24 protein-coding genes, 1 tRNA gene and 1 pseudogene are annotated in these 20,440 nt (G+C 66.5%); 8 read left to right on the plus strand and 18 right to left on the minus strand.

What is annotated here, in order from left to right; translation table 11 throughout:
• Positions 1-7 precede the first annotated feature (7 nt).
• A complete protein-coding gene (locus QP552_RS14445) occupies positions 8-340 on the plus strand; it encodes an SMR family transporter (RefSeq protein WP_049430384.1) in 333 nt (110 codons plus the stop codon).
• A 24-nt stretch (positions 341-364) separates the two neighbouring features.
• On the opposite strand, the gene QP552_RS14450 is transcribed toward QP552_RS14445, so the two are convergent.
• The 3 genes from QP552_RS14450 to QP552_RS14460 form a co-directional block, all read right to left on the minus strand.
• Complete coding sequence (locus QP552_RS14450) at positions 365-538, minus strand: DUF1328 domain-containing protein (RefSeq protein WP_049430366.1); 174 nt, start codon at positions 536-538, stop codon at positions 365-367.
• Between the two features lie 94 nt (positions 539-632).
• Positions 633-1,274: a LysE family translocator gene (locus QP552_RS14455; RefSeq protein ID WP_049430367.1), complete on the minus strand. Its 642-nt coding sequence runs from the start codon at positions 1,272-1,274 to the stop codon at positions 633-635.
• Between the two features lie 97 nt (positions 1,275-1,371).
• Positions 1,372-2,004 carry a cation transporter gene (locus QP552_RS14460; RefSeq protein WP_286073938.1) on the minus strand — a complete coding sequence of 211 codons (633 nt, stop codon included), beginning with the start codon at positions 2,002-2,004 and terminating at the stop codon, positions 1,372-1,374.
• Between the two features lie 151 nt (positions 2,005-2,155).
• On the opposite strand from QP552_RS14460, the gene QP552_RS14465 reads away from it, so the two are divergent.
• Complete coding sequence (locus QP552_RS14465; RefSeq protein WP_106548812.1) at positions 2,156-2,848, plus strand: aspartate/glutamate racemase family protein; 693 nt, start codon at positions 2,156-2,158, stop codon at positions 2,846-2,848.
• A 24-nt stretch (positions 2,849-2,872) separates the two neighbouring features.
• On the opposite strand, the gene QP552_RS14470 is transcribed toward QP552_RS14465, so the two are convergent.
• On the minus strand, positions 2,873-3,268 hold the full coding sequence (locus QP552_RS14470; protein WP_106548813.1) for a hypothetical protein: 396 nt from the start codon (positions 3,266-3,268) through the stop codon (positions 2,873-2,875).
• Between the two features lie 240 nt (positions 3,269-3,508).
• Here QP552_RS14470 and QP552_RS14475 point away from each other — a divergent pair, with 240 nt between their 5' ends.
• Complete coding sequence (locus QP552_RS14475) at positions 3,509-4,018, plus strand: DUF3011 domain-containing protein (RefSeq protein WP_099551918.1); 510 nt, start codon at positions 3,509-3,511, stop codon at positions 4,016-4,018.
• Between the two features lie 38 nt (positions 4,019-4,056).
• Positions 4,057-4,245 (plus strand): annotated as a pseudogene (locus tag QP552_RS14480) (hypothetical protein); the annotation flags it as partial.
• On the opposite strand, the gene QP552_RS14485 reads toward QP552_RS14480, so the two are convergent.
• The 11 genes from QP552_RS14485 to thrS form a co-directional block, all read right to left on the minus strand.
• Positions 4,224-4,565, minus strand: a complete 342-nt coding sequence (locus QP552_RS14485; RefSeq protein WP_286073939.1) for a phosphotyrosine protein phosphatase — start codon at positions 4,563-4,565, stop codon at positions 4,224-4,226. The pseudogene QP552_RS14480 and the gene QP552_RS14485 overlap by 22 nt on opposite strands.
• The gene (locus QP552_RS14490; protein ID WP_014037933.1) at positions 4,562-4,762 is read right to left on the minus strand and encodes a hypothetical protein; all 201 of its coding nucleotides are present in this window, start codon (positions 4,760-4,762) and stop codon (positions 4,562-4,564) included. Before QP552_RS14490 ends, QP552_RS14485 begins: the two co-directional genes overlap by 4 nt.
• A gap of 117 nt (positions 4,763-4,879) precedes the next feature.
• A tRNA-Pro gene (locus QP552_RS14495) sits at positions 4,880-4,956 on the minus strand.
• A 68-nt stretch (positions 4,957-5,024) separates the two neighbouring features.
• Positions 5,025-5,381: a MerR family transcriptional regulator gene (locus QP552_RS14500; protein WP_005410431.1), complete on the minus strand. Its 357-nt coding sequence runs from the start codon at positions 5,379-5,381 to the stop codon at positions 5,025-5,027.
• Entirely contained in the window at positions 5,362-5,661 is a 300-nt protein-coding gene (locus QP552_RS14505; RefSeq protein ID WP_005410432.1) for an integration host factor subunit alpha, read from the minus strand. Before QP552_RS14505 ends, QP552_RS14500 begins: the two co-directional genes overlap by 20 nt.
• 27 nt (positions 5,662-5,688) lie before the next feature.
• Positions 5,689-8,070 (minus strand): phenylalanine--tRNA ligase subunit beta, encoded by a 2,382-nt coding sequence (pheT, locus tag QP552_RS14510; RefSeq protein ID WP_286073940.1) that lies wholly within the window; start codon positions 8,068-8,070, stop codon positions 5,689-5,691.
• Between the two features lie 83 nt (positions 8,071-8,153).
• On the minus strand, positions 8,154-9,149 hold the full coding sequence (locus tag QP552_RS14515; protein ID WP_005417865.1) for a phenylalanine--tRNA ligase subunit alpha: 996 nt from the start codon (positions 9,147-9,149) through the stop codon (positions 8,154-8,156).
• Between the two features lie 193 nt (positions 9,150-9,342).
• Entirely contained in the window at positions 9,343-9,702 is a 360-nt protein-coding gene (gene rplT / locus QP552_RS14520) for a 50S ribosomal protein L20 (RefSeq protein ID WP_005410435.1), read from the minus strand.
• Positions 9,703-9,713: 11 nt separating this feature from the next.
• Positions 9,714-9,911 (minus strand): 50S ribosomal protein L35, encoded by a 198-nt coding sequence (gene rpmI, locus QP552_RS14525; protein ID WP_005410436.1) that lies wholly within the window; start codon positions 9,909-9,911, stop codon positions 9,714-9,716.
• A gap of 266 nt (positions 9,912-10,177) precedes the next feature.
• Complete coding sequence (infC, locus tag QP552_RS14530; protein WP_019660568.1) at positions 10,178-10,720, minus strand: translation initiation factor IF-3; 543 nt, start codon at positions 10,718-10,720, stop codon at positions 10,178-10,180.
• Between the two features lie 48 nt (positions 10,721-10,768).
• On the minus strand, positions 10,769-12,670 hold the full coding sequence (gene thrS / locus QP552_RS14535; protein WP_111113534.1) for a threonine--tRNA ligase: 1,902 nt from the start codon (positions 12,668-12,670) through the stop codon (positions 10,769-10,771).
• Between the two features lie 429 nt (positions 12,671-13,099).
• Between thrS and QP552_RS14540 the strand changes: the two genes are divergently transcribed.
• Genes QP552_RS14540 through QP552_RS14550 form a run of 3 tightly spaced genes read left to right on the plus strand, consistent with a single transcriptional unit; the run spans position 13,100 to position 15,229 of the window.
• The gene (locus tag QP552_RS14540; protein ID WP_049434122.1) at positions 13,100-13,396 is read left to right on the plus strand and encodes a hypothetical protein; all 297 of its coding nucleotides are present in this window, start codon (positions 13,100-13,102) and stop codon (positions 13,394-13,396) included.
• Positions 13,396-13,659 carry a hypothetical protein gene (locus tag QP552_RS14545; RefSeq protein ID WP_106548816.1) on the plus strand — a complete coding sequence of 88 codons (264 nt, stop codon included), beginning with the start codon at positions 13,396-13,398 and terminating at the stop codon, positions 13,657-13,659. Before QP552_RS14540 ends, QP552_RS14545 begins: the two co-directional genes overlap by 1 nt.
• A 10-nt stretch (positions 13,660-13,669) precedes the next feature.
• Positions 13,670-15,229 (plus strand): PepSY-associated TM helix domain-containing protein, encoded by a 1,560-nt coding sequence (locus QP552_RS14550; protein WP_286073941.1) that lies wholly within the window; start codon positions 13,670-13,672, stop codon positions 15,227-15,229.
• A gap of 24 nt (positions 15,230-15,253) precedes the next feature.
• Here the strand turns inward: QP552_RS14550 and QP552_RS14555 are convergent, their stop codons facing one another.
• Together QP552_RS14555 and QP552_RS14560 are read right to left on the minus strand one after the other, a co-directional pair.
• Positions 15,254-15,658, minus strand: a complete 405-nt coding sequence (locus QP552_RS14555; RefSeq protein WP_286073942.1) for a VOC family protein — start codon at positions 15,656-15,658, stop codon at positions 15,254-15,256.
• A 97-nt stretch (positions 15,659-15,755) separates the two neighbouring features.
• Entirely contained in the window at positions 15,756-16,946 is a 1,191-nt protein-coding gene (locus tag QP552_RS14560) for a glycoside hydrolase family 18 protein (RefSeq protein ID WP_111113466.1), read from the minus strand.
• Between the two features lie 222 nt (positions 16,947-17,168).
• Between QP552_RS14560 and QP552_RS14565 the strand changes: the two genes are divergently transcribed.
• A complete protein-coding gene (locus tag QP552_RS14565; RefSeq protein WP_286073943.1) occupies positions 17,169-18,164 on the plus strand; it encodes a hypothetical protein in 996 nt (331 codons plus the stop codon).
• A 125-nt stretch (positions 18,165-18,289) separates the two neighbouring features.
• On the opposite strand, the gene pnp is transcribed toward QP552_RS14565, so the two are convergent.
• On the minus strand, positions 18,290-20,398 hold the full coding sequence (gene pnp, locus QP552_RS14570) for a polyribonucleotide nucleotidyltransferase (protein WP_032128652.1): 2,109 nt from the start codon (positions 20,396-20,398) through the stop codon (positions 18,290-18,292).
• Between the last annotated feature and the right edge of the window lie 42 nt (positions 20,399-20,440).

A 20,440-nucleotide genomic window follows, 5' to 3' on the forward strand; every position in this document is an offset into this window, starting at 1 on the left:
GCCGATGATGAACCCCTACGCCTATCTCGCTGCCGCCATCGTGCTGGAGGTGATCGCCACCTCGCTGCTGAAGGCTTCCGATGGCATGAGCCGGCTGGCGCCGACGCTGGGCGCACTGGTCGGCTACGGGCTGTGCTTCTACCTGCTGTCGATGACCATGAAGTCGGTGCCGACCGGCATCGCCTATGCGATCTGGTCCGGTGTCGGCATCGTGCTGATCTCGCTGATCGGGCTGGTGGTGTTCAAGCAGCGCCTGGATGCACCGGCCCTGATCGGCATCGGGTTGATCTGCGCCGGCGTGCTGGTGATCAACCTGTTCTCGCGCAGCAGCGCGCACTGAGCACACTGCTGCGCGACCACGACGCTAGCTGACCTTCTTGGCCACGCTCATGCCGAGCAGGAACAACACCACGGCAATGATGATGCCGGCCCAGAACAGGAACTTGGCGATGCCGACCGCGGCACCGGCAATGCCACCGAAGCCGAGCACGCCCGCGATGATGCCGATGACGGCGAAAATGATGGCCCACTTGATCATGTCGATCCTTTCCCCGCAGGGATTCCAAACTGGAGGATCAACTTAGGCTGCGGCCGATGCCGCAGTCGTGAACAGGCCGCGTGCACGGCGTGAATCAGCGCGGGCGGAAACGCAGCAGCGCCACCGCGAACGCCAGGAACACACTTCCCACCAGGCGCTCGAACCAGCGCCGCGCGAATGGCTTTGCGAGCCAACGCCGCAGGCCGTGACCGCCGGCCGCGTACATCACGTACCAGAACAGTTCGCAGGCCGCGAAGGTGGCGACCAGCACGCTGTACTGCACCGCCTGGCTGCGCGACGGATCGACGAACTGCGGCAGGAACGCCGCCGCGAACAGCAGCAGCTTGGGATTGCTCAGACCCACCAGAAGGCCACCACGGAACACGGTCCAGGCACCAAGCGTCGGCGTCATCGGCACTACGGCATCCACCGTCACCGGAGGCGCGGGACGGCAGCTGTCGCGCCATGCCCTCAGGCCCAGCCAGGCCAGATAGGCCACGCCCAGATAGCGCAGCACCTCGAACAGCATCGGCGAGGAATGCAGCAGCGCACTCAGGCCCGCTGCGGAGGCCGCCAGCACCAGCAGCATCGCCAGCAGGCAACCGGCCATCGCCGGCACACTGCCGCGGAAGCCGAGTCCGACGCTGCGGCCGAGGATATGCAGCATGTTCGGCCCCGGCGTGCCGCACAGGACAAAGACCGTGGCCAGGAACCACCACCAGGTATGCAGGGCCATTTCAACATCCACGCAGGAAAACCCAGCAAGCTTAGAGCGTGGCCATGGCCTGCGTCACATACAGCCTGGCGCGGATGCGACGGTTACAGACGCGCACTCACGACGCCAGCAGGCGCGCGCTGCGCAGTTCCCCCCAGGCCGAGCGCAGGACCCGCAACGCCGAGCGCAGGAACAGCACCAGCAGTGCGACCGCTACCAGCAGATCCGGCCAGCCCGCACCGAACAGCGCGACCAGGCCCGCGGCCAGCAACACCGATGCGCCCTCATACAGGTCATTGCGCGAGCATTCCCAGGCGGACGCCAGGTTGATGTCGTCGTTGCGATAAGGGGTCAGCAACCACAGGCACGCCGCGTTGGCGGCCAGGTTGAGCAGCGCCGCCAGGCCCATGCTGGCAAACAGGGGCACCTCCGGGTGCAGCAACCGCCATCCGATCTGCGCAGCCACCACGAGGGCCGCCGCCAGGATCAGCAATCCCTTGAACAGGGCAACCCGCGCTTTGGCCACGAGGCCTGCGCCGACCACCGCCAGGCTCAACGCATAGGTCGCCGCGTCACCCAGGTTGTCCAGGGCGCCGGACAGCAACGAGGACGAATGGCTGTACCCGGCGGCAGCGACCATCAACGCATAGGTGGCCAGATTGACCAGCAGCACGATCCACAGCACGCGCCGGTGCCGCGCCTGCATCGCCGCCACGTCCAGGGTCTTGCCACAGCCGCAACACTCGCCCATCGCCCTGCCCTCCCTTTGGTAGCAACATTATCGCGCCGCAGCAGCACCGGGGTCGATCAGACCCCACCCGCGTGGCCTGCCCAACGCCCATGCGTTGTGCAATGCCCTTCCTCATTGTGCTGCAATGGCCGCCTCTTCCCTGGAGCAGCGCATGAAGACCCTCGGCCTGATCGGCGGCATGAGTTGGGAAAGTTCGGCCCAGTACTACCGCCTCATCAATGAGCAGGTCCGGCGGCGGCTCGGAGGCGCGCACTCCGCGCAGCTGCTGCTGTGGTCGGTGGATTTCGCCGGCATCAAGCAGCTGCAGCACGACGGCGACTGGGACGCCCTGGGTGATCACATGGTCGATGGCGCGCGGCGCCTGCAGGCGGGCGGCGCCGACCTGCTGCTGATCTGCACCAACACCATGCACAAGCTGACCGATCGCATCGAGGCGGCCTGCACGCTGCCGCTGCTGCACATCGCCGATCCGACCGCGACTGCGATCCTGCAGGCAGGCGCGCGCAAAGTGGGCCTGCTCGGTACGGCCTTCACCATGGAGCAGGACTTCTATCGAGGCCGCCTGCAGGAACGCTTCGGCCTGGAGGTAGTGGTGCCTGATGCCGATGACCGCCGCAACGTGCACGACATCATCTACCAGGAGCTGATTGCCGGCGTGGTCAGCGAGCGCTCGCGGCAGCTCTACGCCGGCGTGATCGCGCGCCTGGTCGAGCGCGGCGCTGAAGCGATCATCCTGGGCTGTACCGAGATCATGCTGCTGGTACGGCCGGAAGACAGCGCAGTACCGCTGTTCGACACCACCACCCTGCATGCGCTGGCTGCGGTGGATGCAGCACTCGGCTGAGACGCCGCAATGCGCGACGCGGAATCAGCCCGCGTCGCGGACTTCCAGCGCGGTGATCAACCAGTCGACCACGGCCTGCGAATCGCACAGGAAGAAGACGCCATCTCCCGAGCGCGCTTCGGTGAGCAGGCGATAGACGGTGATCGCCACCGCAGACTGGTTGGCAATGAACACTTCCGGGCTGCGCGGCCCCTCGCTGTGCCCTGCCACGGACTGCAGCGCCTTGCGCGCAGCCACAGTGGCAGCCGGGTCCGCGCTGCGGGTCAGTTCCGGCCCGCGCAGCCCCCAGGCAACGAACACATGCTTGCCCTTGAACGTGGTGTCCAGGACCTGCACCTCGGCGGCGCCTGCGCCTACCGAGCGATGAATGACGATACTGCTGATCAACGCAACCCCCTGTGGTCGTCGTGGTCCGCGCATCGTCCTCCACAGGCCGGCCGCGCGCCAGTGACGGCCGCCACAGGCCGCGCCGACAGGCGTGGAAGACATGTAAGAAGGTGTAACCCGATGCGATCGGATGTGCAGCGATGATACGGGATGTAAGCCTCTGCATGGACCCGCGCGCACTACTAAATCCCCACTGAGCCACGTCGGGAACGAAGCGTTCCAATGGACCCGGGCTGGGTCATTCTTGCCGCCCGCTCCCTCAACGAGGCCCCCATGACCCATCGCCTGCTGCTGCCCATTGGCGGCATCTCCCTGGCCATGCTGCTTGCAGCCACCACCGTGGCTGCCCAGGATTACGACGCAGCGCACATTCCCGCACTTCGCTGCGAATCCCAGTTCAACAAGACCGAGCAATGCCCGATCGAGGGCCCGATGCGCCTGGCCAGGCAACTATCGGTCACCCGCTGCGTGGAAAACCAGAACTGGGGCCAGAGCCGTCGCATGCTCTGGGTGACCGATGGCTGCCGTGCCGAGTTTGTCGCCGACGAACATGGCCGCTGGCCGGGACGCGGCAGGGGCCGTGATCGCGACGATGAGGGTGAACGCCTGGTCTGTGAGTCCTACGAAAAGAAGGACAAGGAATGCCGCATCCGCGTGCGTCATGAGGTGCGCATGGTCAAGCAGAAATCGGTGACGACCTGCATCGAAGACCACAACTGGGGCTGGGACCGTCGCGGCATCTGGGTCAGCGATGGCTGCAGGGCCGAGTTCCGGGTGTATTGACTGCCGGCCGCGCGCTGGCTGCAGCGATTGCTCACGCGCACGCCATCGCGCTGCAGGGCCATGGCAAGCGCTTCACTTCGCCCCATGCATCCAGCACCAGCACCAGCACCAGCACCAGCACCAGCATGCAACGCTTGCTCGCCACGCCCGGTTTCATCGACCACGGCATCGTGCATGGATTGGACGAAGGCGATCCGGAGTTGATCTACCGCTTTGCCGGCAGCTGATCGAGATACGCGGTCACCTTGGCGTCCAGCAGGCCCATCAACACCGGATCCATGCAGCGATAGTCATCGGGGATGTCCAGGCAATGCAGGCGCTTGTGCTCCAGCAGGCGCGCGTACGTGGCCTGCAGGCGATGCTGGTGCTTGGCCTCCATCACAAAGATGACATCGGCCCAGCGGATATCCGCCGGGCCGATGGGACGTCGTGCATGCGGACTGGTGCCGGCCGACAGCGCGGCGAAGCCGGGCCGCCGTCGCCACATGGCTTCGGCGGTCGGGCTGCGCAGCTGGTTGCGGCTGCAGACGAACAGCAGGTTGATCATTCCTGTTCCTGCAGTTGGCGGGCGCTGAGGACCGGATAGGTGAAGCCCAGCTGGCGTGCACGCGCGAGCTTGGCATCGCGCGTATACAGCAGCTTCCAGTTCTTCTCGGGCTTGTAGCTGTAGGCGGTCGTAGCGCGGTCGCCACCGCGGTTGCGAGCCTGGCTTCGACGCCAGGCACGGTTTCTTGCAGATTCCATGATGTGTTCTCGTGAGTACCGGGTTCAGCAGCCGCGGTAGTACGAGTGGCGCGCAGCATACACCGCGCGCACAAAAAAGCCCACGCATCGCTGCGCAGGCTTCTTGATTCATCACAGTGGTCGGGACGGCCGGATTCGAACCGACGACCCTCTGCCCCCCAGGCAGATGCGCTACCAGGCTGCGCTACGCCCCGACTGATGCTGCGATGTGCCCGCCAGTGCGGCGGGCCGTGAAGTATAGCGGATTACGATGGAAATGGGATCAGCGGCGCAGCAACTGCAGCACTTCTTCCAGCTCCATGCGCACCTGCTTGATGATCTGGTTGCTCAGCGCCGATTCCTCGCGGGCATCGGGGCCGTCCAGGCGCAGGCGTGCACCACCGATGGTGTAGCCCTGTTCGTACAGCAGGCTGCGGATCTGCCGCACCATCAGCACGTCGTGGCGCTGGTAGTAGCGGCGGTTGCCTCGGCGCTTGGCCGGCTCAAGGCTGGGAAACTCGGTTTCCCAGTAGCGCAGGACGTGCGGCTTGACGTCGCACAGCTCGCTGACCTCACCGATGGTGAAGTAGCGCTTGGCCGGGATCGGCGGTAGTTCGCGGTTACTGCCCGGATCCAGCATAAGCTTCCACCCTCTCCTTGAGCTTCTGGCCCGGACGGAAGGTGACCACCGTACGGGCGGAAATCGGAATTTCCTCGCCGGTCTTGGGGTTGCGACCCGGGCGCTGGTTCTTGCGCCGCAGATCGAAATTACCGAAGCCCGACAGCTTCACCTGACGTCCCTGTTCCAATGCTTCACGCAGCACATCGAAAAACGCGTCGACGAATTCCTTGGCTTCCCGCTTGTTCAGACCGACTTCGTCGAACAGCTTTTCCGCCATCTCCGCCTTGGTCAATGCCATTGCCTGCTACCCCCGAGTGCTGCCCGCTCAGCCGCGGATCCGGGCGTGGTGTTCACGCTCGATGGCAGTGACCGCCTCGGCCACCACCGCATCCACGTCGCGGTCCGTCAGAGTGCGCGACTTGTCCTGCAAAATCAAGCCCATAGCGAGACTCTTGAATCCCGGCTCGACGCCTTGGCCGACATAGCGGTCGAACAGGTTCAGGTCGCGCAGCAGCGGGCCGGCGGCCTGGCGGACGGTCGCCGCCAGGTCGGCCCAGGCCACCTGTTCAGGCACCAGGAACGCCAGATCGCGGCGCACTGCCGGGAAGCGCGACAGCTCGCCTGCACGCGGCAGGCGACGGGCGGCCAGCGGTTCCAGGTCCAGTTCGAAGGCATACACGTCGGCTTCGATGTCCATCGCCCTGGCCAGGCGCGGGTGGACCTGGCCGATCCAGCCAATCGCCACGCCATCGCGGAACACCTCGGCCGAACGCGCCGGGTGGCCATAGGGACGGGCCGACGGGCGGAACTCCAGCTGCGCACCACTGGCGGCGGCCAGCGATTCCAGGTCGCCCTTCAGGTCGTGGAAGTCGACTTTGCGGGTCGGCAGGCCCCACTGCACCGCCTGCGCATCGCCACAGACGGCAGCGGCCACGCGCGGGGTTTCCAGCGGTGCCGGTTGGCCGTCCCCGGCCTGCTGGGCAAACACGCGCCCGATCTCGAACAGGCGCACGCGGCCCAGCTGGCGCGCGGCATTGCGGCCCAGCGTGGCGACCAGGCCCGGCAGCAGCGACGGGCGCATCACCGCCAGTTCCGCCGACAGCGGGTTGGCCAGCGGCACCAGGCCGTCGCGCAGCTGCCACTGGGTCAGCAGCGCGTCGTCGACGAAGGCAAAGTTGACGGTTTCCTGCTGGTCGCGGGCGACCAGCTGGCGACGCACGCTCAGCGCGTCCAGCTGGGTCTCGCTCGGCATCGCCACGCGCGAGGCACCGCCCGGCAGCGTGGTCGGGATCTGCTCGTAACCGTGGATGCGGGCCAGTTCTTCGATCAGGTCTTCTTCAATGGCAATGTCGAAGCGACGGCTCGGCGCGGCGACCTGCCAGCCCTCGGCCGTGGCAGCCACGTCCATGCCCAGCGCGCGCAGGATGCGCTCGACTTCGGAGTCGTCGATGGTGATGCCGAGCACGCGGGTGATGCGGGCGCGGCGCAGCACGATGGTTGCCGGCTGCGGGAGATCGGCTTCACGCACGGCCTCGGTGACCGGCGCCGGGGTACCGCCGGCCAGGTCCAGCACCAGGCGGGTGGCGTATTCGATCGCGGTGCGCGGCAGTGCCGGATCGACGCCACGCTCGAAGCGATGACCGGCATCGGTGTGCAGGCCCAGCTTGCGGCCACGGCCCATGATCGCGGCCGGCGCGAAGTGCGCGGCCTCCAGGAACACCGCGGCGGTGTCATCGGTGACGCGGGTGTCGAAGCCGCCCATCAGGCCGGCCAGGCCGACCGCACGGTCGGCATCGGTGACCACCAGGAAGCTGTCGTCCAGCGCGGCGTCACGGCCGTCCAGCAGCTTCAGGCTCTCGCCCGCGCGCGAACGGCGCACGGCGATGCTGCCCTGCAGGGTGCCGAGGTCGTAGGCATGCATCGGCTGGCCCAGCTCCAGCATCACGTACTGGGTGATGTCGACCAGCAGCGAGACCGGACGCACACCGCTGCGGCGCAGGCGCTCGGCCATCCACAGCGGGGTCTTGGCGGCGGCGTTGACGCCTTCGATGACACGCCCCAGGTAACGCGGCGCTTCAGCGCCGGCATCCAGCTGGATCGACAGTTCGCGGCTGCCCACCGCCGGGATGGCGTCAGCGGCGAATGCCAGTACTTCGCTGCGGGTTGCGGCGGCGACGTCGTAGGCGATGCCGCGCAGGCTGAAGCAGTCAGCACGGTTCGGGGTCAGCTTGATCTCGATGCTGGCGTCCGGCAGCCCCAGATACTCGACCAGGGACTGGCCGACGGGTGCATCGTCCGGCAGCTCCAGCAGGCCGGATGCATCATTGTCCAGGCCCAGCTCCTTGGCCGAGCACAGCATGCCGTTGGATTCGACGCCACGCAGCTTGGCCGGCTTGATCTTCAGCTCGCCGATCTGCGCACCGACCATCGCCAGCGGCGCGACCAGGCCCGGGCGCGCGTTCGGTGCGCCGCACACGATCTGCAGCAGCTCGCCCTGCCCGGCATCGACCTTGCACACCTGCAGGCGATCGGCTTCGGGATGGCGCACGGCTTCGACGATGCGAGCCACGACCACGTGGTCGAGGCCTTCGCCAAGCGCGGTCACCTCTTCCACTTCCAGGCCGATGGCGGTCAGCACCGCGCTCAGTTCATCGCGCGAGGCGGAGGTCGGGACGTGGCTGCGCAGCCAGTTTTCGGAGAATTTCATGGTGTCACCCTGGTGGGCCCGGCGCATGCGCCTGGGCCTGCGTTGTTGAGTCCGCCGGGCATGGCCCGGCGCTACCTGGTCCGTTACGCGAACTGCTTCAGGAACCGCACATCGTTCTCGAAGAACGCGCGCAGGTCATTGACGCCGTAGCGCAGCATCGCGAAACGCTCCACGCCCATGCCGAAGGCAAAGCCGGTGTAGCGCTCCGGATCGATGCCGACGTTGCGCAGCACGTTCGGATGCACCATGCCGCAGCCGAGCACTTCCAGCCAGCGGGTGCTGCCATCGGGCTGCTGCCAGGCGATGTCCACTTCCGCACCCGGTTCAACGAACGGGAAGTAGCTGGGACGGAAACGCATCTCGAAATCGCGCTCGAAGAACGCGCGCACGAACTCGGCCAGCGTGCCCTTCAGGTCGGCGAAGGTCGAATGCTCGTCGACCAGCAGGCCTTCGACCTGGTGGAACATCGGCGAGTGGGTCTGGTCGCTGTCGCTGCGGTACACCTTGCCGGCGGCGATCATGCGCAGCGGCGGCGCGTGGTCGCCCATGTAGCGCACCTGCACACCGGAGGTATGCGTACGCAGCAGGCGGCCGTCGCCGAAGTAGAAGGTGTCGTGCATGGCGCGCGCCGGGTGGTGCGGCGGGAAGTTCAGCGCCTCGAAGTTGTGCCAGTCGTCCTCGATCTCCGGCCCTTCCGACAGCTCGTAGCCCAGCCGGCCGAAGATGCCGGTGATGCGCTCCAGGGTGCGGGTGATCGGGTGCAGGCCGGCACGGTCGCCATTGCGGCCCGGCAGGGTGATGTCGATGGCTTCGGCGGCCAGGCGCGCATCCAGTGCCGCGTCTTCCAGCAGCGCCTTGCGCTCGCCCAGCGCGCGGGTCAGCGCGTCACGGGCCTGGTTGATCGCTTCACCGGCGGCCTTGCGCTCGTCGGCCGGCAGGGCGCCGAGCTGCTTGAGCTGCGAAGTGATGCTGCCACTCTTGCCAAGCAGGGCCACGCGCAGCTGTTCCAGCACGTCGGGGCTCTGTGCGGCGGCCACATCGGCCAGCGCCTGGGTGGTGAGGGATTGGATGTCGCTCATGGGGGGCCGGAACTCCAGTCGATCTGCCATCGCGATGCGCGAAGGGCCGACCCCTGTCGCCACCGCCGTCCCCGCGCTGCCATCGTGGCCTCGCCGGGACCCAAAAAAGAATGGGGAAGGACTTGCGCCCTTCCCCATGCATTGCCTTGACCTGACACCGTTCCGAGTGAACGGTTACGGCATCGGGAAGGACTTATGCCGCCAGCGCGCCCTTGGCCTTTTCGGCCAGCGCAGCAAAACCGGCTGCGTCGTGCACGGCGATGTCAGCCAGGACCTTGCGATCCAGGGTGATGCCGGCCTTCAGCAGACCGTTCATGAAGCGGCTGTAGCTCAGGCCGTTGATGCGGGCAGCCGCATTGATACGGGTGATCCACAGCGAACGGAAGTTGCGCTTCTTCTGCTTACGGCCGATGTAGGCGTACTGCTGTGCCTTGATGACCGCCTGCTTGGCGACGCGGAAGACCTTGCGACGGGCGTTGTAATAGCCCTTGGCGAGATCCAGAATCTTCTTGTGGCGGCGACGCGCCTGTACGCCACGCTTAACTCGTGCCATTTTTCAGTTCCTCAGAGGTAAGGGAGCATGCGGTCCAGACGGCCTGCGTCTTCTGCACGGACATGGCCCGTCTGACGCAGATTACGCTTACGCTTGGTCGCTTTCTTCGTGAGGATGTGGCTACGGTTGGCGTGGCCGCACTTGTACTTGCCCGAGGCGGTCTTGCGGAAACGCTTGGCCGCTGCCCGGTTGGTCTTGATCTTGGGCATTGCAATGTCCTTGATGGGATATGACCCTGGTTTCTGACTGATCTGGCGGCGGCCTGGGCCGCTCTTTCCGTCCTGCCATGATCGGCGTACGACCCGTCCTGGGTGGGTCGAGCCGGGCATGATACAGGCAAAACCGCCCTGCCACCAGCCCCTGCAACCCTTTCGCCGGCAATTCACCGGCTTCCTGCAAAAGCAAAGGGACGCCAACGGCGTCCCCTTACCCTGAACCATTCAGCCAGGCGCCCCGGAAGGCGGCCCGTCAGGCCTCAGGTCTTCTTCTTCGGCGCGATCATCATGACCATCTGACGCCCTTCCAGGCGCGGACGGGATTCAATGACGATGTCCTCGCCCAGATCGGCCTCGATCCGGTTGGCCATTTCGCGGCCCAGTTCCTGGTGGCTCATTTCACGGCCACGGAAGCGGATGTTGACCTTGATCTTGTCACCATCCTCGAGGAACCCGCGCATCTTGCGCAGCTTGATCTGGTAGTCGCCCTCGTCCGTGACCGGACGGAACTTCACTTCCTTGATCTCGACCTGCTTGGTCTTCTTCTTGGCCTCGCTGGCCTTCTTCTGCGCTTCGAACTTGAACTTGCCGAAGTCCATGATCTTGCAGACCGGCGGATCGGCCTGCGGCTGGATTTCGACCAGGTCCAGGCCTTCATCTTCGGCCATGGACAGCGCTTCGTCGCGCGACAACACGCCGATCATTTCTCCGTCACTGCCGATCACGCGGACGCGCGGCACACGGATTTCCTGATTCTTGCGGTTCTGTTTGTTGTCAGGGGTGCTGATATTACGTTCTCCCAAGGGTATCGAACCGGTCCGGGTGCCTGTGCGCCCGGACCGGACCTTTGCTTACGCGCCCTCGGCGTGGAGCCGCTCGATGAAGGCCTGCAGGCTCATGCTGCCCAGATCTTCGCCAGAACGCGTACGCACCGCCACAGCCCCATTTTCCTTCTCGCGGTCACCGATGACCAGCAGGTAGGGCACGCGCTGCAACGTATGCTCGCGGATTTTATAGCCGATCTTCTCGTTACGCAAATCCGAGCTGACGCGGAAGCCTTGCTCCGCAAGGGTTTTGGTCACGCCCGAGACGTAGTCGGCCTGGGCGTCGGTGATGTTGGCCACCACCACCTGGGTCGGGGCCAGCCAGGCCGGGAACTGGCCGGCATGGTGCTCGATCAGGATGCCCAGGAAGCGCTCCATCGAGCCGACGATGGCGCGGTGCAGCATCACCGGATGCTTCTTCTGGCTGTTCTCGTCCACGTACTCGGCGCCCAGCCGGCCCGGCATCATGAAGTCGACCTGCATGGTGCCCAGCTGCCAGGTACGGCCGATGGCGTCCTTCAGGTGGTACTCGATCTTCGGGCCATAGAAGGCACCCTCGCCCGGCAGCTCCTGCCATTCCACGCCACAGGCGGTCAGCGCCGAGCGCAGCGCGCCTTCGGCCTTGTCCCAGGTGGCGTCGTCACCCAGGCGCGATTCCGGGCGCAGGGCGATCTTGATCTGGATGTCGTCGAAGCCGAAGTGCTGGTAGACCGCCAGCGCCTGCTGGTGGAAGGCCGTCACTTCCGACTCGATCTGGTTTTCCGTGCAGAACACGTGGCCGTCGTCCTGGGTGAAGCCACGCACGCGCAGGATGCCGTGCAGCGCGCCGGACGGCTCGTTGCGATGGCAGGAACCGAACTCACCGTAGCGGATCGGCAGGTCGCGGTAGCTGTGCAGGCCCTGGTTGAACACCTGGATGTGGCCCGGGCAGTTCATCGGCTTGACCGCGTACGTGCGCTTCTCCGATTCGGTGAAGAACATGTTGTCCTGGTAGTTGTCCCAGTGGCCGGACTTCTTCCACAGGCTCACGTCCAGGATCTGCGGGCAACGCACTTCGCCGTAGCCGCTGTTGCGGTAGACCTTGCGCATGTACTGCTCGACCACCTGCCACAGCGCCCAGCCCTTCGGGTGCCAGAACACCAGGCCCGGCGCTTCTTCCTGCAGGTGGAACAGGTCCTGCTGCTTGCCGATGCGGCGGTGGTCGCGCATCTCGGCTTCCTCGATGCGCTTGATGTACGCCTCGAGCTGCTTCTTGTCGGCCCAGGCGGTGCCGTAGATGCGCTGCAGCTGCTCGTTCTGCGCGTCGCCACGCCAGTAGGCGCCGGAAATGCGGGTCAGCTTGAAGGCCTTCAGGAAGCGCGTGTTCGGCACGTGCGGGCCGCGGCACATGTCCACGTATTCCTGGTGGTAGTACATGCCCATCGCCTGGATGTCGTCGGACATGTCCTCGATCAGGCGCAGCTTGTAGTCCTCGCCACGGGCCTTGAAGATCTCGACCACTTCGGCGCGCGGCGTCATCTTCTTGATGACGTCGTAATCCTGGGCGATCAGCTCACCCATGCGCTTCTCGATCGCGGCCATGTCGTCCGGAGTGAACGGGCGCTCGGAGTAGATGTCGTAGTAGAAGCCCTCGGCGATCACCGGGCCGATCACCATCTTCACGTCCGGGTACAGCTGCTTGACGGCGTGGCCGACCAGGTGGGCGCAGGAGTGGCGGATGATCTCCACGCCCTCCTCGTCCTTGGCGGTGATGATGCGCAGGCTGGCATCGTGGTCGATGACGTCGCTGGCATCGACCAGCACGCCATCGACGGCACCGGCAATGGTGGCCTTGGCCAGGCCGGCACCGATCGACTGGGCGACGTCCATGACGCTGACGGGGTTTTCAAACTCGCGGCGGCTGCCGTCGGGAAGGGTAATGTTGATCATCGCATTGGCTTCGTGCGGGGCCCGCGGGGCGGGCTGGAAAGCGCTCCCGGGGCGGCGCCCGGGCAACAAAAAAGCGCCACGAGGGCGCCTGGAACACAGGGCCTTCGGGGGCAGGTCAACAGTGGGCGGTGGTAGTGCTCATGTCGCACGCTCGGCCGGCGCTGTGCGCGGGCCACCTTGTTCCAGTCAGGGAGTGTGGATGATCTTAAACCAGCGCACCGGAAAGCCCAAGGGCTACCGTACGGTCCGCTGAATGGGTCTCGCTGGCGGCGTGAAATTGCAATGATTACCATGTCGGCGCAGGCCGCCCCGTGCCAGCCTGCCCGCTTTCCCCCAGGACCCCGTGATGCGCCACCCGCTCCGACCGGCTCCCGCCGGCCCCGCCCGTGCCCCGCGTTCGCCGGCCCGCTGCCGCGCCGGCCGCCCGCGATGATCACCGTCGGCCTTTCCACGCTCGGCTTCTGCAGCCTGGGCATGCTGGCAGCGATGTTCTCGGCACTGGCCTTCTATGCCGCCTCGCCGCATTGCCGCTGGCCGCGCCTGCGCCGCGCCGGACGCCTGGGCCGCCAGATCGGCCTGGTCGCTGCTGCCGCCGCGCTTTGGCTGTGGATGGCCGAGCTTGGCTTTGCCGCTGGCCTGGTGGCGATGCTGTGCACCTGGATGCTGGCTGCGATGCTGTTGCCGGCCCTGGCCGCCTGGCACCGTCCCGGCCCGGAGTCGCCCTGATGTGGCCGCGCGCCTTCGCCGGCATCGTCGCCGGCTTCTTCCTGGCCGCGGCCGCGACCGGACTGCTGGCATGGCTGCCGCCCGGCCCCTGGCAGCGGGCGCTGGTGCCAACCCTGATCGCCTTCATCCCGCTGTGGATGCTGGCCGCCCTGTGGGCGTTCAGTTTCCGCAGCGCGCTGCGTGCCTGGCTGGTGCTGGGTGGCAGCGCCGCCACCGGCTTCGCCGTGCTTGGGCTGCTGCGCCTGATCGGCGTGGTGCAATGAGACCCGTCCCATGAAGTTCAGCTCGCAGACCCTGCGCACGTTCACCACCCTGCATACCTGGGTCGGCCTGGTGGCCGGCTTCGGCCTGTTCGTGGCCTTCTATGCCGGTGCGCTGACCCTGTTCCACCATGACCTGCCGCTGTGGCAGACGCCTGGCGCAGCCACCGCGCTGCCGGCCGGGCTGGACGATGCGCAGTACCTGCTGGAGGACGTGCTGGCCACGCATCCGGAAGCCCGCCGCCACGTCGGCATGACCTTCCCCGGTGCCGATCATCCGCAGCCACTGGCATATTGGCAGGCCGATGACGGCAGCTGGCGCTATGCCTGGCCAGGCCAGATCGCAGGCAGCCCGACGCCGCCGCAGACCGGGCTGGCGGAACTGGTCAACGAGCTGCACTACAGCCTGGGCCTGCCTGTGGCCGGCATCTACGTGATGGGCATTGTCAGCCTGCTGTACGGCATGGCGCTGCTCAGCGGGCTGGTGATCCACCTGCCGAAGCTGCTCGGCGACCTGTTCGCGTTGCGTCCGGGCCGCAACCTGAAGCAACTGTGGCAGGACGCGCACAACGTGATCGGCGTGCTGAGCCTGCCCTTCCACCTGATGTTCGCGGTGACCGGCGCCCTGCTCTGCCTGGTGTTCGTGCAGATGGCCCTGCTCAACCCGCTGATCTTCGACGGCAACGCCCTGCAGGCGGTGCCGACGGCAATGGACACCGCACCGGTGCGGGAAGCCACCGGCATTCCGTCGCCGCCGGGCAGCCTGCGCGTGCTGCATGCGCGGGCGCTGGAAGTGGCGCGCGCACAGGGTGTGACCAGCTTCGAGCCGGCCTACCTGAAGCTGGCCAATGCCGGCGACGCCAACGCCACCATCGAGATCACCGGTGAATCCACCGGCACGCTCGGGCCCCTCGGCGCTGTGGCGCTGGACGTTGCCACCGGCAATGTACTGGCGACCCAGCTGCCGGGCCAGCGCGACGCCAACCACGCCACGCTCAGCGCCGCCTATGCGCTGCACTTCGGCGAGTTCGGCAACGGCGTGGTGGTCTGGCTGTATTTCCTGCTCGGCCTGGGGGGAGCGTTCCTGTTCTACTCGGGCAACCTGCTGTGGATCGAGTCGCGGCGCAAGCGTCGCCAGCCGCAGCAGCCACGCGCCGGAGTGAACATGGCACGGGCGACGGTCGGCGTGTGCATCGGCCTGTGCGTGGCGATCTCGGTGGCATTCGCCAGCGCGCTGGTGCTGGAACGGCTGGCACCGGCGGCGGTCGATCACGGCATCCGCTGGGCCTGCTTCGGCAGCTGGGCAGCCTGCGCGTTGTGGGCGGCATTGCGCCGCCCGGCACAGGCCGCACGCGAGCTGCTGTGGGCTGCGGCGATCAGCACCGCGCTGGTGCCGGTGCTGCACGGCGCACTCAGTGGCGACTGGCTGTGGCGCGCCGCCGCGCAGGGCCATTGGCCGCTGTTCTGGATCGATGCCATCGCGCTGGCCATGGCTTTTGGCTTCGCCCGGCTGGCAGTCGCCAGCCAGCGTCGCGCCCGCAACGGCGATCCGAACAGCGTCTGGGCGAACTGAAGCGTCGCCGGGCCTGGCCCGGCGCTACCGGAGCAGTTGTGCTTCGTCCGGGTAACGGCTGACTTCGATCAGGTTGCCATCCGGGTCGCGGAAGTACACCGATTCGATCGGACCCAGTGCACCGGTGCGGGCCACCGGCCCTTCCTCCACCGCGACGGCCTGCGCCTGCAGGTGCGCCAGCACATCGGCCATGGCACTGCGCGTGATCAGGCAGAGATCGGCGCTGCCCGGCGTGGGTTGCAGCGCATGCGGCTGCAGCGGGGCGCTGGCCGGATGCAGGTTGATCTTCTGCCGGCCGAACTGCAGCGCGGTACGGCCGGCGCCGAAGCGCACGACCTGCATGCCGAGCACGCGCTGGTAGAAATCACAGCTGCGTTCGATGTCGACCACGGTGAGGACCAGATGGTCCAGGCGTTCGAGATGGATCATGCCCGCAGCGTAACGCTGCGGGCATGGCCTCGATGTGCGGGGTTGGGCCGATGGCGTTGCCGCATCCGCCGGGCATGGCCCAGCGCCAGCGGGAGGCTCAATCGCCGACGCGTGCCTTCTGCCACGGGGCGAGCATGGCGTTGAGCAGGCTGGCCTGTTCGTCGTCGCCGGTCAGCTCCCACATGAACACGCCGGCCAGGCCCTGCTCGCGGGCGAACTGCGCACGCAGGCCGATCGAGCGCGGGTCCTCATAGCTGATGAAGATCTTCTGCGCGGCGTTGTACAGCCATGGGCTCTGTGCCTGAGGCTGCCAGTGCTTCGTCCAGCCCGGCTGGTCGAGATAGCGCGCCTTGATCACCCGCCAATCGCCGGCATCGGCCGGTGCATTGTAGGCCTGGTACAGCCCATCCGGGGCGTCGCCGGTGACCTTGAAGCCGCGCCCGTAGAACGGCACGCCCAGCACCAGCTTGCCGGCCGGCACGCCGTGCTCGCGGTAGAACTGCACGGCACCGGCCACGTTGTTCCAACGGCGCAGCTCCGGCGCCAGCGGGTCGGCCGCCACCTCATGCAGCGGCGCGTTGAAGGTCGACACCGCCGAGAAGCCGGTGCCCATGTCGTAACTCATCAGGTTGATGAAATCGAACACCTTGGCCAGCGCCGGCAGGTCGTAGCTGGCGGCCGGATCGTAGGGGCCATCGGTCTGCAGGCGACCGGCGGCCAGCGCGGCGGTCAGCAGCATCGGCTGCCCCGCTTTGCGACCGCGCGCATCGAGTGCCACGCGGAATGCCTGCGCGAGCCGGGTCAGGTTGGCGCGATCCTGCGGACGGTGCGCAAGCTCCTTCGGGCCGCCACTGACCGGGAATTCCCAGTCGATATCCACCCCATCAAAGCTGCCGGCGTGGCGATCGAAGAACAACGCCATGCACGAATCGACCAACCGCTTGCGGCTGGCCTCGGTCAGCGCCGCATTGGAGAACCCGCCCGCGCCCCAGCCGCCAATCGAAATAAGCGTACGCAGATGCGGGTGTGCCTTCTTCAGCTCGGCCAGCGCGGCGAAGTTCTTCGGTGCTTCTGTACCGATCGTGCAACGCCCGTCCTCGATGGTCGAGAACGCGTAGAACAGGTGGGTCAGGCGCTCGGCCGGAATGCTCGACACCGGATAGCGCTCGGCGGAACCGCCGGGGTAGTAGGCACCGAAGATCGGCGGCTGTGCGGGCGCGGCGTGCGCGGCAATGGGCAGGGCGCCGGCAATCAGCACGGCAAGGACGGCCACGGTCTGGCGGAACATGGAATCTCCCGGTTCGAAGGCGCCGCCACGTTAGCAAACCGATGAGGCCGTGGGACCGATGTCGTGGCATGTCGTCCAGTGGACAGCAACGATCGGCCAGAGGGCGACAACGTGGCAGTCATGCCACTGCCATCATGCATTGCAGCAGGACACGCACCGACGCAGCGCACCCGGCGCCCTGCATCGGCTAAGGTGGCCGCGGATCTTCAACCGCACATGGACATGAGCACCGATCACGACACCACTCCCGACGGCGACCTGCTGGACGACGCATCCCTCGACGAACACCAGATACTGGAAGCGCGCGCCTACGACGCGTTCCACGAAGGCGACCTGCCGCAGGCGGTGGAGCTGTTCGGCGAACTGATCGCCATCGCTCCCGAGGTGCCCTACCTGCACTACATGCGCGGGCTGGCGCACAAGTACCTGCGCGACTGGCCGGCCTCGTTGCAGGACAACCTGCGATCGGAGCAGCTGCGCGGGGAATTCGATGTCGCCACCGCCTGGAATGCCGGGATCGCGGCCACCGGCATGGCGGACTGGGCCGAAGCACGACGCCAGTGGACCCGCTGCGGGATCACCCTGCCCGAGGGCGAAGGCCCGATCGAGGGCAACTTCGGCGTGGCCTGCATGCGCCTGGCGCCGTGGTCCGACGCCGAAGTGGTGTACATGAGCCGCATTGATCCGGTGCGTGCACGCATCGACAACGTGCCGCTGCCCGAAAGCGGCTTCCGCTTCGGCGACATCGTGCTGCATGACGGCGCATCGACCGGCCGCCGTACGTACGGCGAACACGAGGTGCCGGTGTTCAATGCAATGCAGCGCCTGCAGCCATCGGACATGGCGACCTTCACCGTGTTCGTGCAGTGCGATTCAGCCGATGACATCGCTGCCCTGGGGGCCATGAACCTGCCTGGCATCGGCATGGTCGAGGATTGGACCGCGACCGTGCGCCGGCTGTGCCGCCGCTGCAGCTATGGCACCCCGCACCAACATGACGACGATGCAGAGGCCGCCGAAGAAGGTACCTGGGCGCGCGAGCGCGATCTGGGCATTGCCGCGCAGGGCCGGGCTGCGGTGGAGAAGCTGCTGGCGGCGTGGACCGCCGCGGCCCCGGGACGCGTGCTGGAGGCCATCGAACAGCGAGAGCATCCGCTGAGTGACCCCGAGCCGGGCCAGGTGTGGTGGCTGGGGGAAGAGGAAGACGAGGAAGCGTAGCTGCCCCGCCGGGCATGGCCCGGCGCTACCTGATGGCGGCAGGCAAAGAAAAAGCGGGCCGAAGCCCGCTTTTTCATTTCAGCGATTCCAGGAGCGTGTCAACCAAGGTTGACACCCACCGCCGATTATTCGGCGCTGACGGCGTCGCCTTCTTCCACGGCCTTCATCGACAGGCGGATACGGCCCTGCTTGTCGACTTCCAGCACCTTGACCTTGACCACATCGCCTTCCTTCAGCACGTCGCCGACCTTCTCGACGCGATCGCTGGAGATCTGCGACACGTGGACCAGGCCGTCCTTGCCCGGCAGGATGGTGACGAACGCACCGAAGTCCATGATCTTGGCGACCTTGCCTTCGTAGATGCGGCCCGGCTCGACGTCCGAGGTGATCTGCTCGATGCGGGCCTTGGCGGCCTGGGCAGCGATGGCGTTGACCGAAGCGATGACGATGGTGCCGTCGTCCTGGATGTCGATCTGGGTGCCGGTTTCCTTGGTGATGGCCTGGATGGTCGAACCACCCTTGCCGATCACTTCGCGGATCTTGTCCGGGTGGATCTTGATGGTCAGCAGGCGCGGCGCGTAGTCCGACAGCTCTTCGCGCGGAGCGGTCAGGCCGTGGGCCATTTCGCCCAGGATGTGCAGACGGCCGGCCTTGGCCTGCTGCAGGGCCTGCTTCATGATCTCTTCGGTGATGCCTTCGATCTTGATGTCCATCTGCAGGGCGGAAATGCCCTCAGCGGTACCGGCCACCTTGAAGTCCATGTCACCCAGGTGATCTTCGTCACCCAGGATGTCGGACAGGACGACGAAGCGCTCGCCTTCCTTGACCAGGCCCATGGCGATACCGGCCACCGGCGCCTTCACCGGCACGCCGGCGTCCATCAGGGCCAGCGACGAGCCGCAGACCGAGGCCATCGACGAGGAACCGTTCGACTCGGTGATTTCCGAGACGACGCGGATGGTGTACGGGAAGGCTTCCAGCGACGGCATGACAGCCAGCACGCCGCGCTTGGCCAGGCGACCGTGGCCGATTTCGCGGCGCTTCGGGCCCATCATGCGGCCGCACTCGCCCACCGAGAACGGAGGGAAGTTGTAGTGGAACAGGAAGTTTTCCTTGTACTCACCGGCAACGGCGTCGATGACCTGGCCGTCACGGGCAGTGCCCAGGGTGATGGTCACGATGGCCTGGGTTTCGCCGCGGGTGAACAGCGAGGAACCGTGGGTACGCGGCAGCACGCCGGTCTTGACGGCGATCGGGCGGACGGTGTCCAGCGCACGACCATCGATGCGGACCTTGGTGTCCAGCACCGAGTCACGCATGGTGCGGTATTCCAGCTCGCCGAATTCCTTCGACAGCTCGGCCGGGTTCCAGCCCTCGGCAGCCACGCGGCCAGCCAGGGTTTCGACCACGTCCTTCTTGATCGCCGAGATGGCGTCGCGGCGCTGCAGCTTGTCGCGCACCTGGAAGGCTTCGCCCAGGCGCGGGCCGATGGCTTCCTTCAGGGCGGAGATCAGCGCGTCGTTCTTGGCCGGGGCTTCCCAGGTCGACGGCTTGGTGCCGGCTTCGACGGTCAGCTCGTTGATCGCGTTGATGACCTTCTGCATTTCGCGGTGACCGAAGGTCACGGCGCCCAGCATCACTTCTTCGGACAGCAGCGCGGCTTCGGATTCAACCATCAGCACGGCGTTGGAGGTACCGGCGACGACCAGTTCCAGCTGCGAGTCAGCCAGTTCGCTGACGGTCGGGTTCAGGATGTACTCGCCGTTCTTGTAACCGACCTTGGCAGCGCCGATCGGACCCATGAACGGGGTGCCGGCCAGGGCCAGGGCAGCCGAGGCGCCGATCAGGGCCGGGATGTCGCCGTCCACGTCCGGGTTCAGCGACATGACCGTGGCGATGATCTGCACTTCGTTCTTGTAGTCTTCCGGGAACAGCGGGCGGATCGGACGGTCGATCAGACGCGAGATCAGGGTTTCCTTCTCGGTCGCACGGCCTTCACGCTTGAAGAAACCACCCGGGATACGGCCGCCGGCGTAGAACTTTTCCTGATAATCGACGGTCAGCGGGAAGAAGTCCTGGCCTTCGCGCGCGCTCTTGGCGGCGACGGCGGTGACCAGCAGTACGGTGTCGTCCATCTTGACGATGACGGCACCGCTGGCCTGACGGGCGACTTCGCCGGTCTCGAGCGTGACGGTGTGCTTGCCGTACTGGAAGGTTTTGGTGATTTTTGCCACGGAGGGTGTCCTTGGGGATGCTGTCTGCGAATTTGGACCGTC

This window comes from Stenotrophomonas sp. 59 (assembly GCF_030291095.1).
Taxonomy (GTDB): domain Bacteria; phylum Pseudomonadota; class Gammaproteobacteria; order Xanthomonadales; family Xanthomonadaceae; genus Stenotrophomonas; species Stenotrophomonas maltophilia_Q.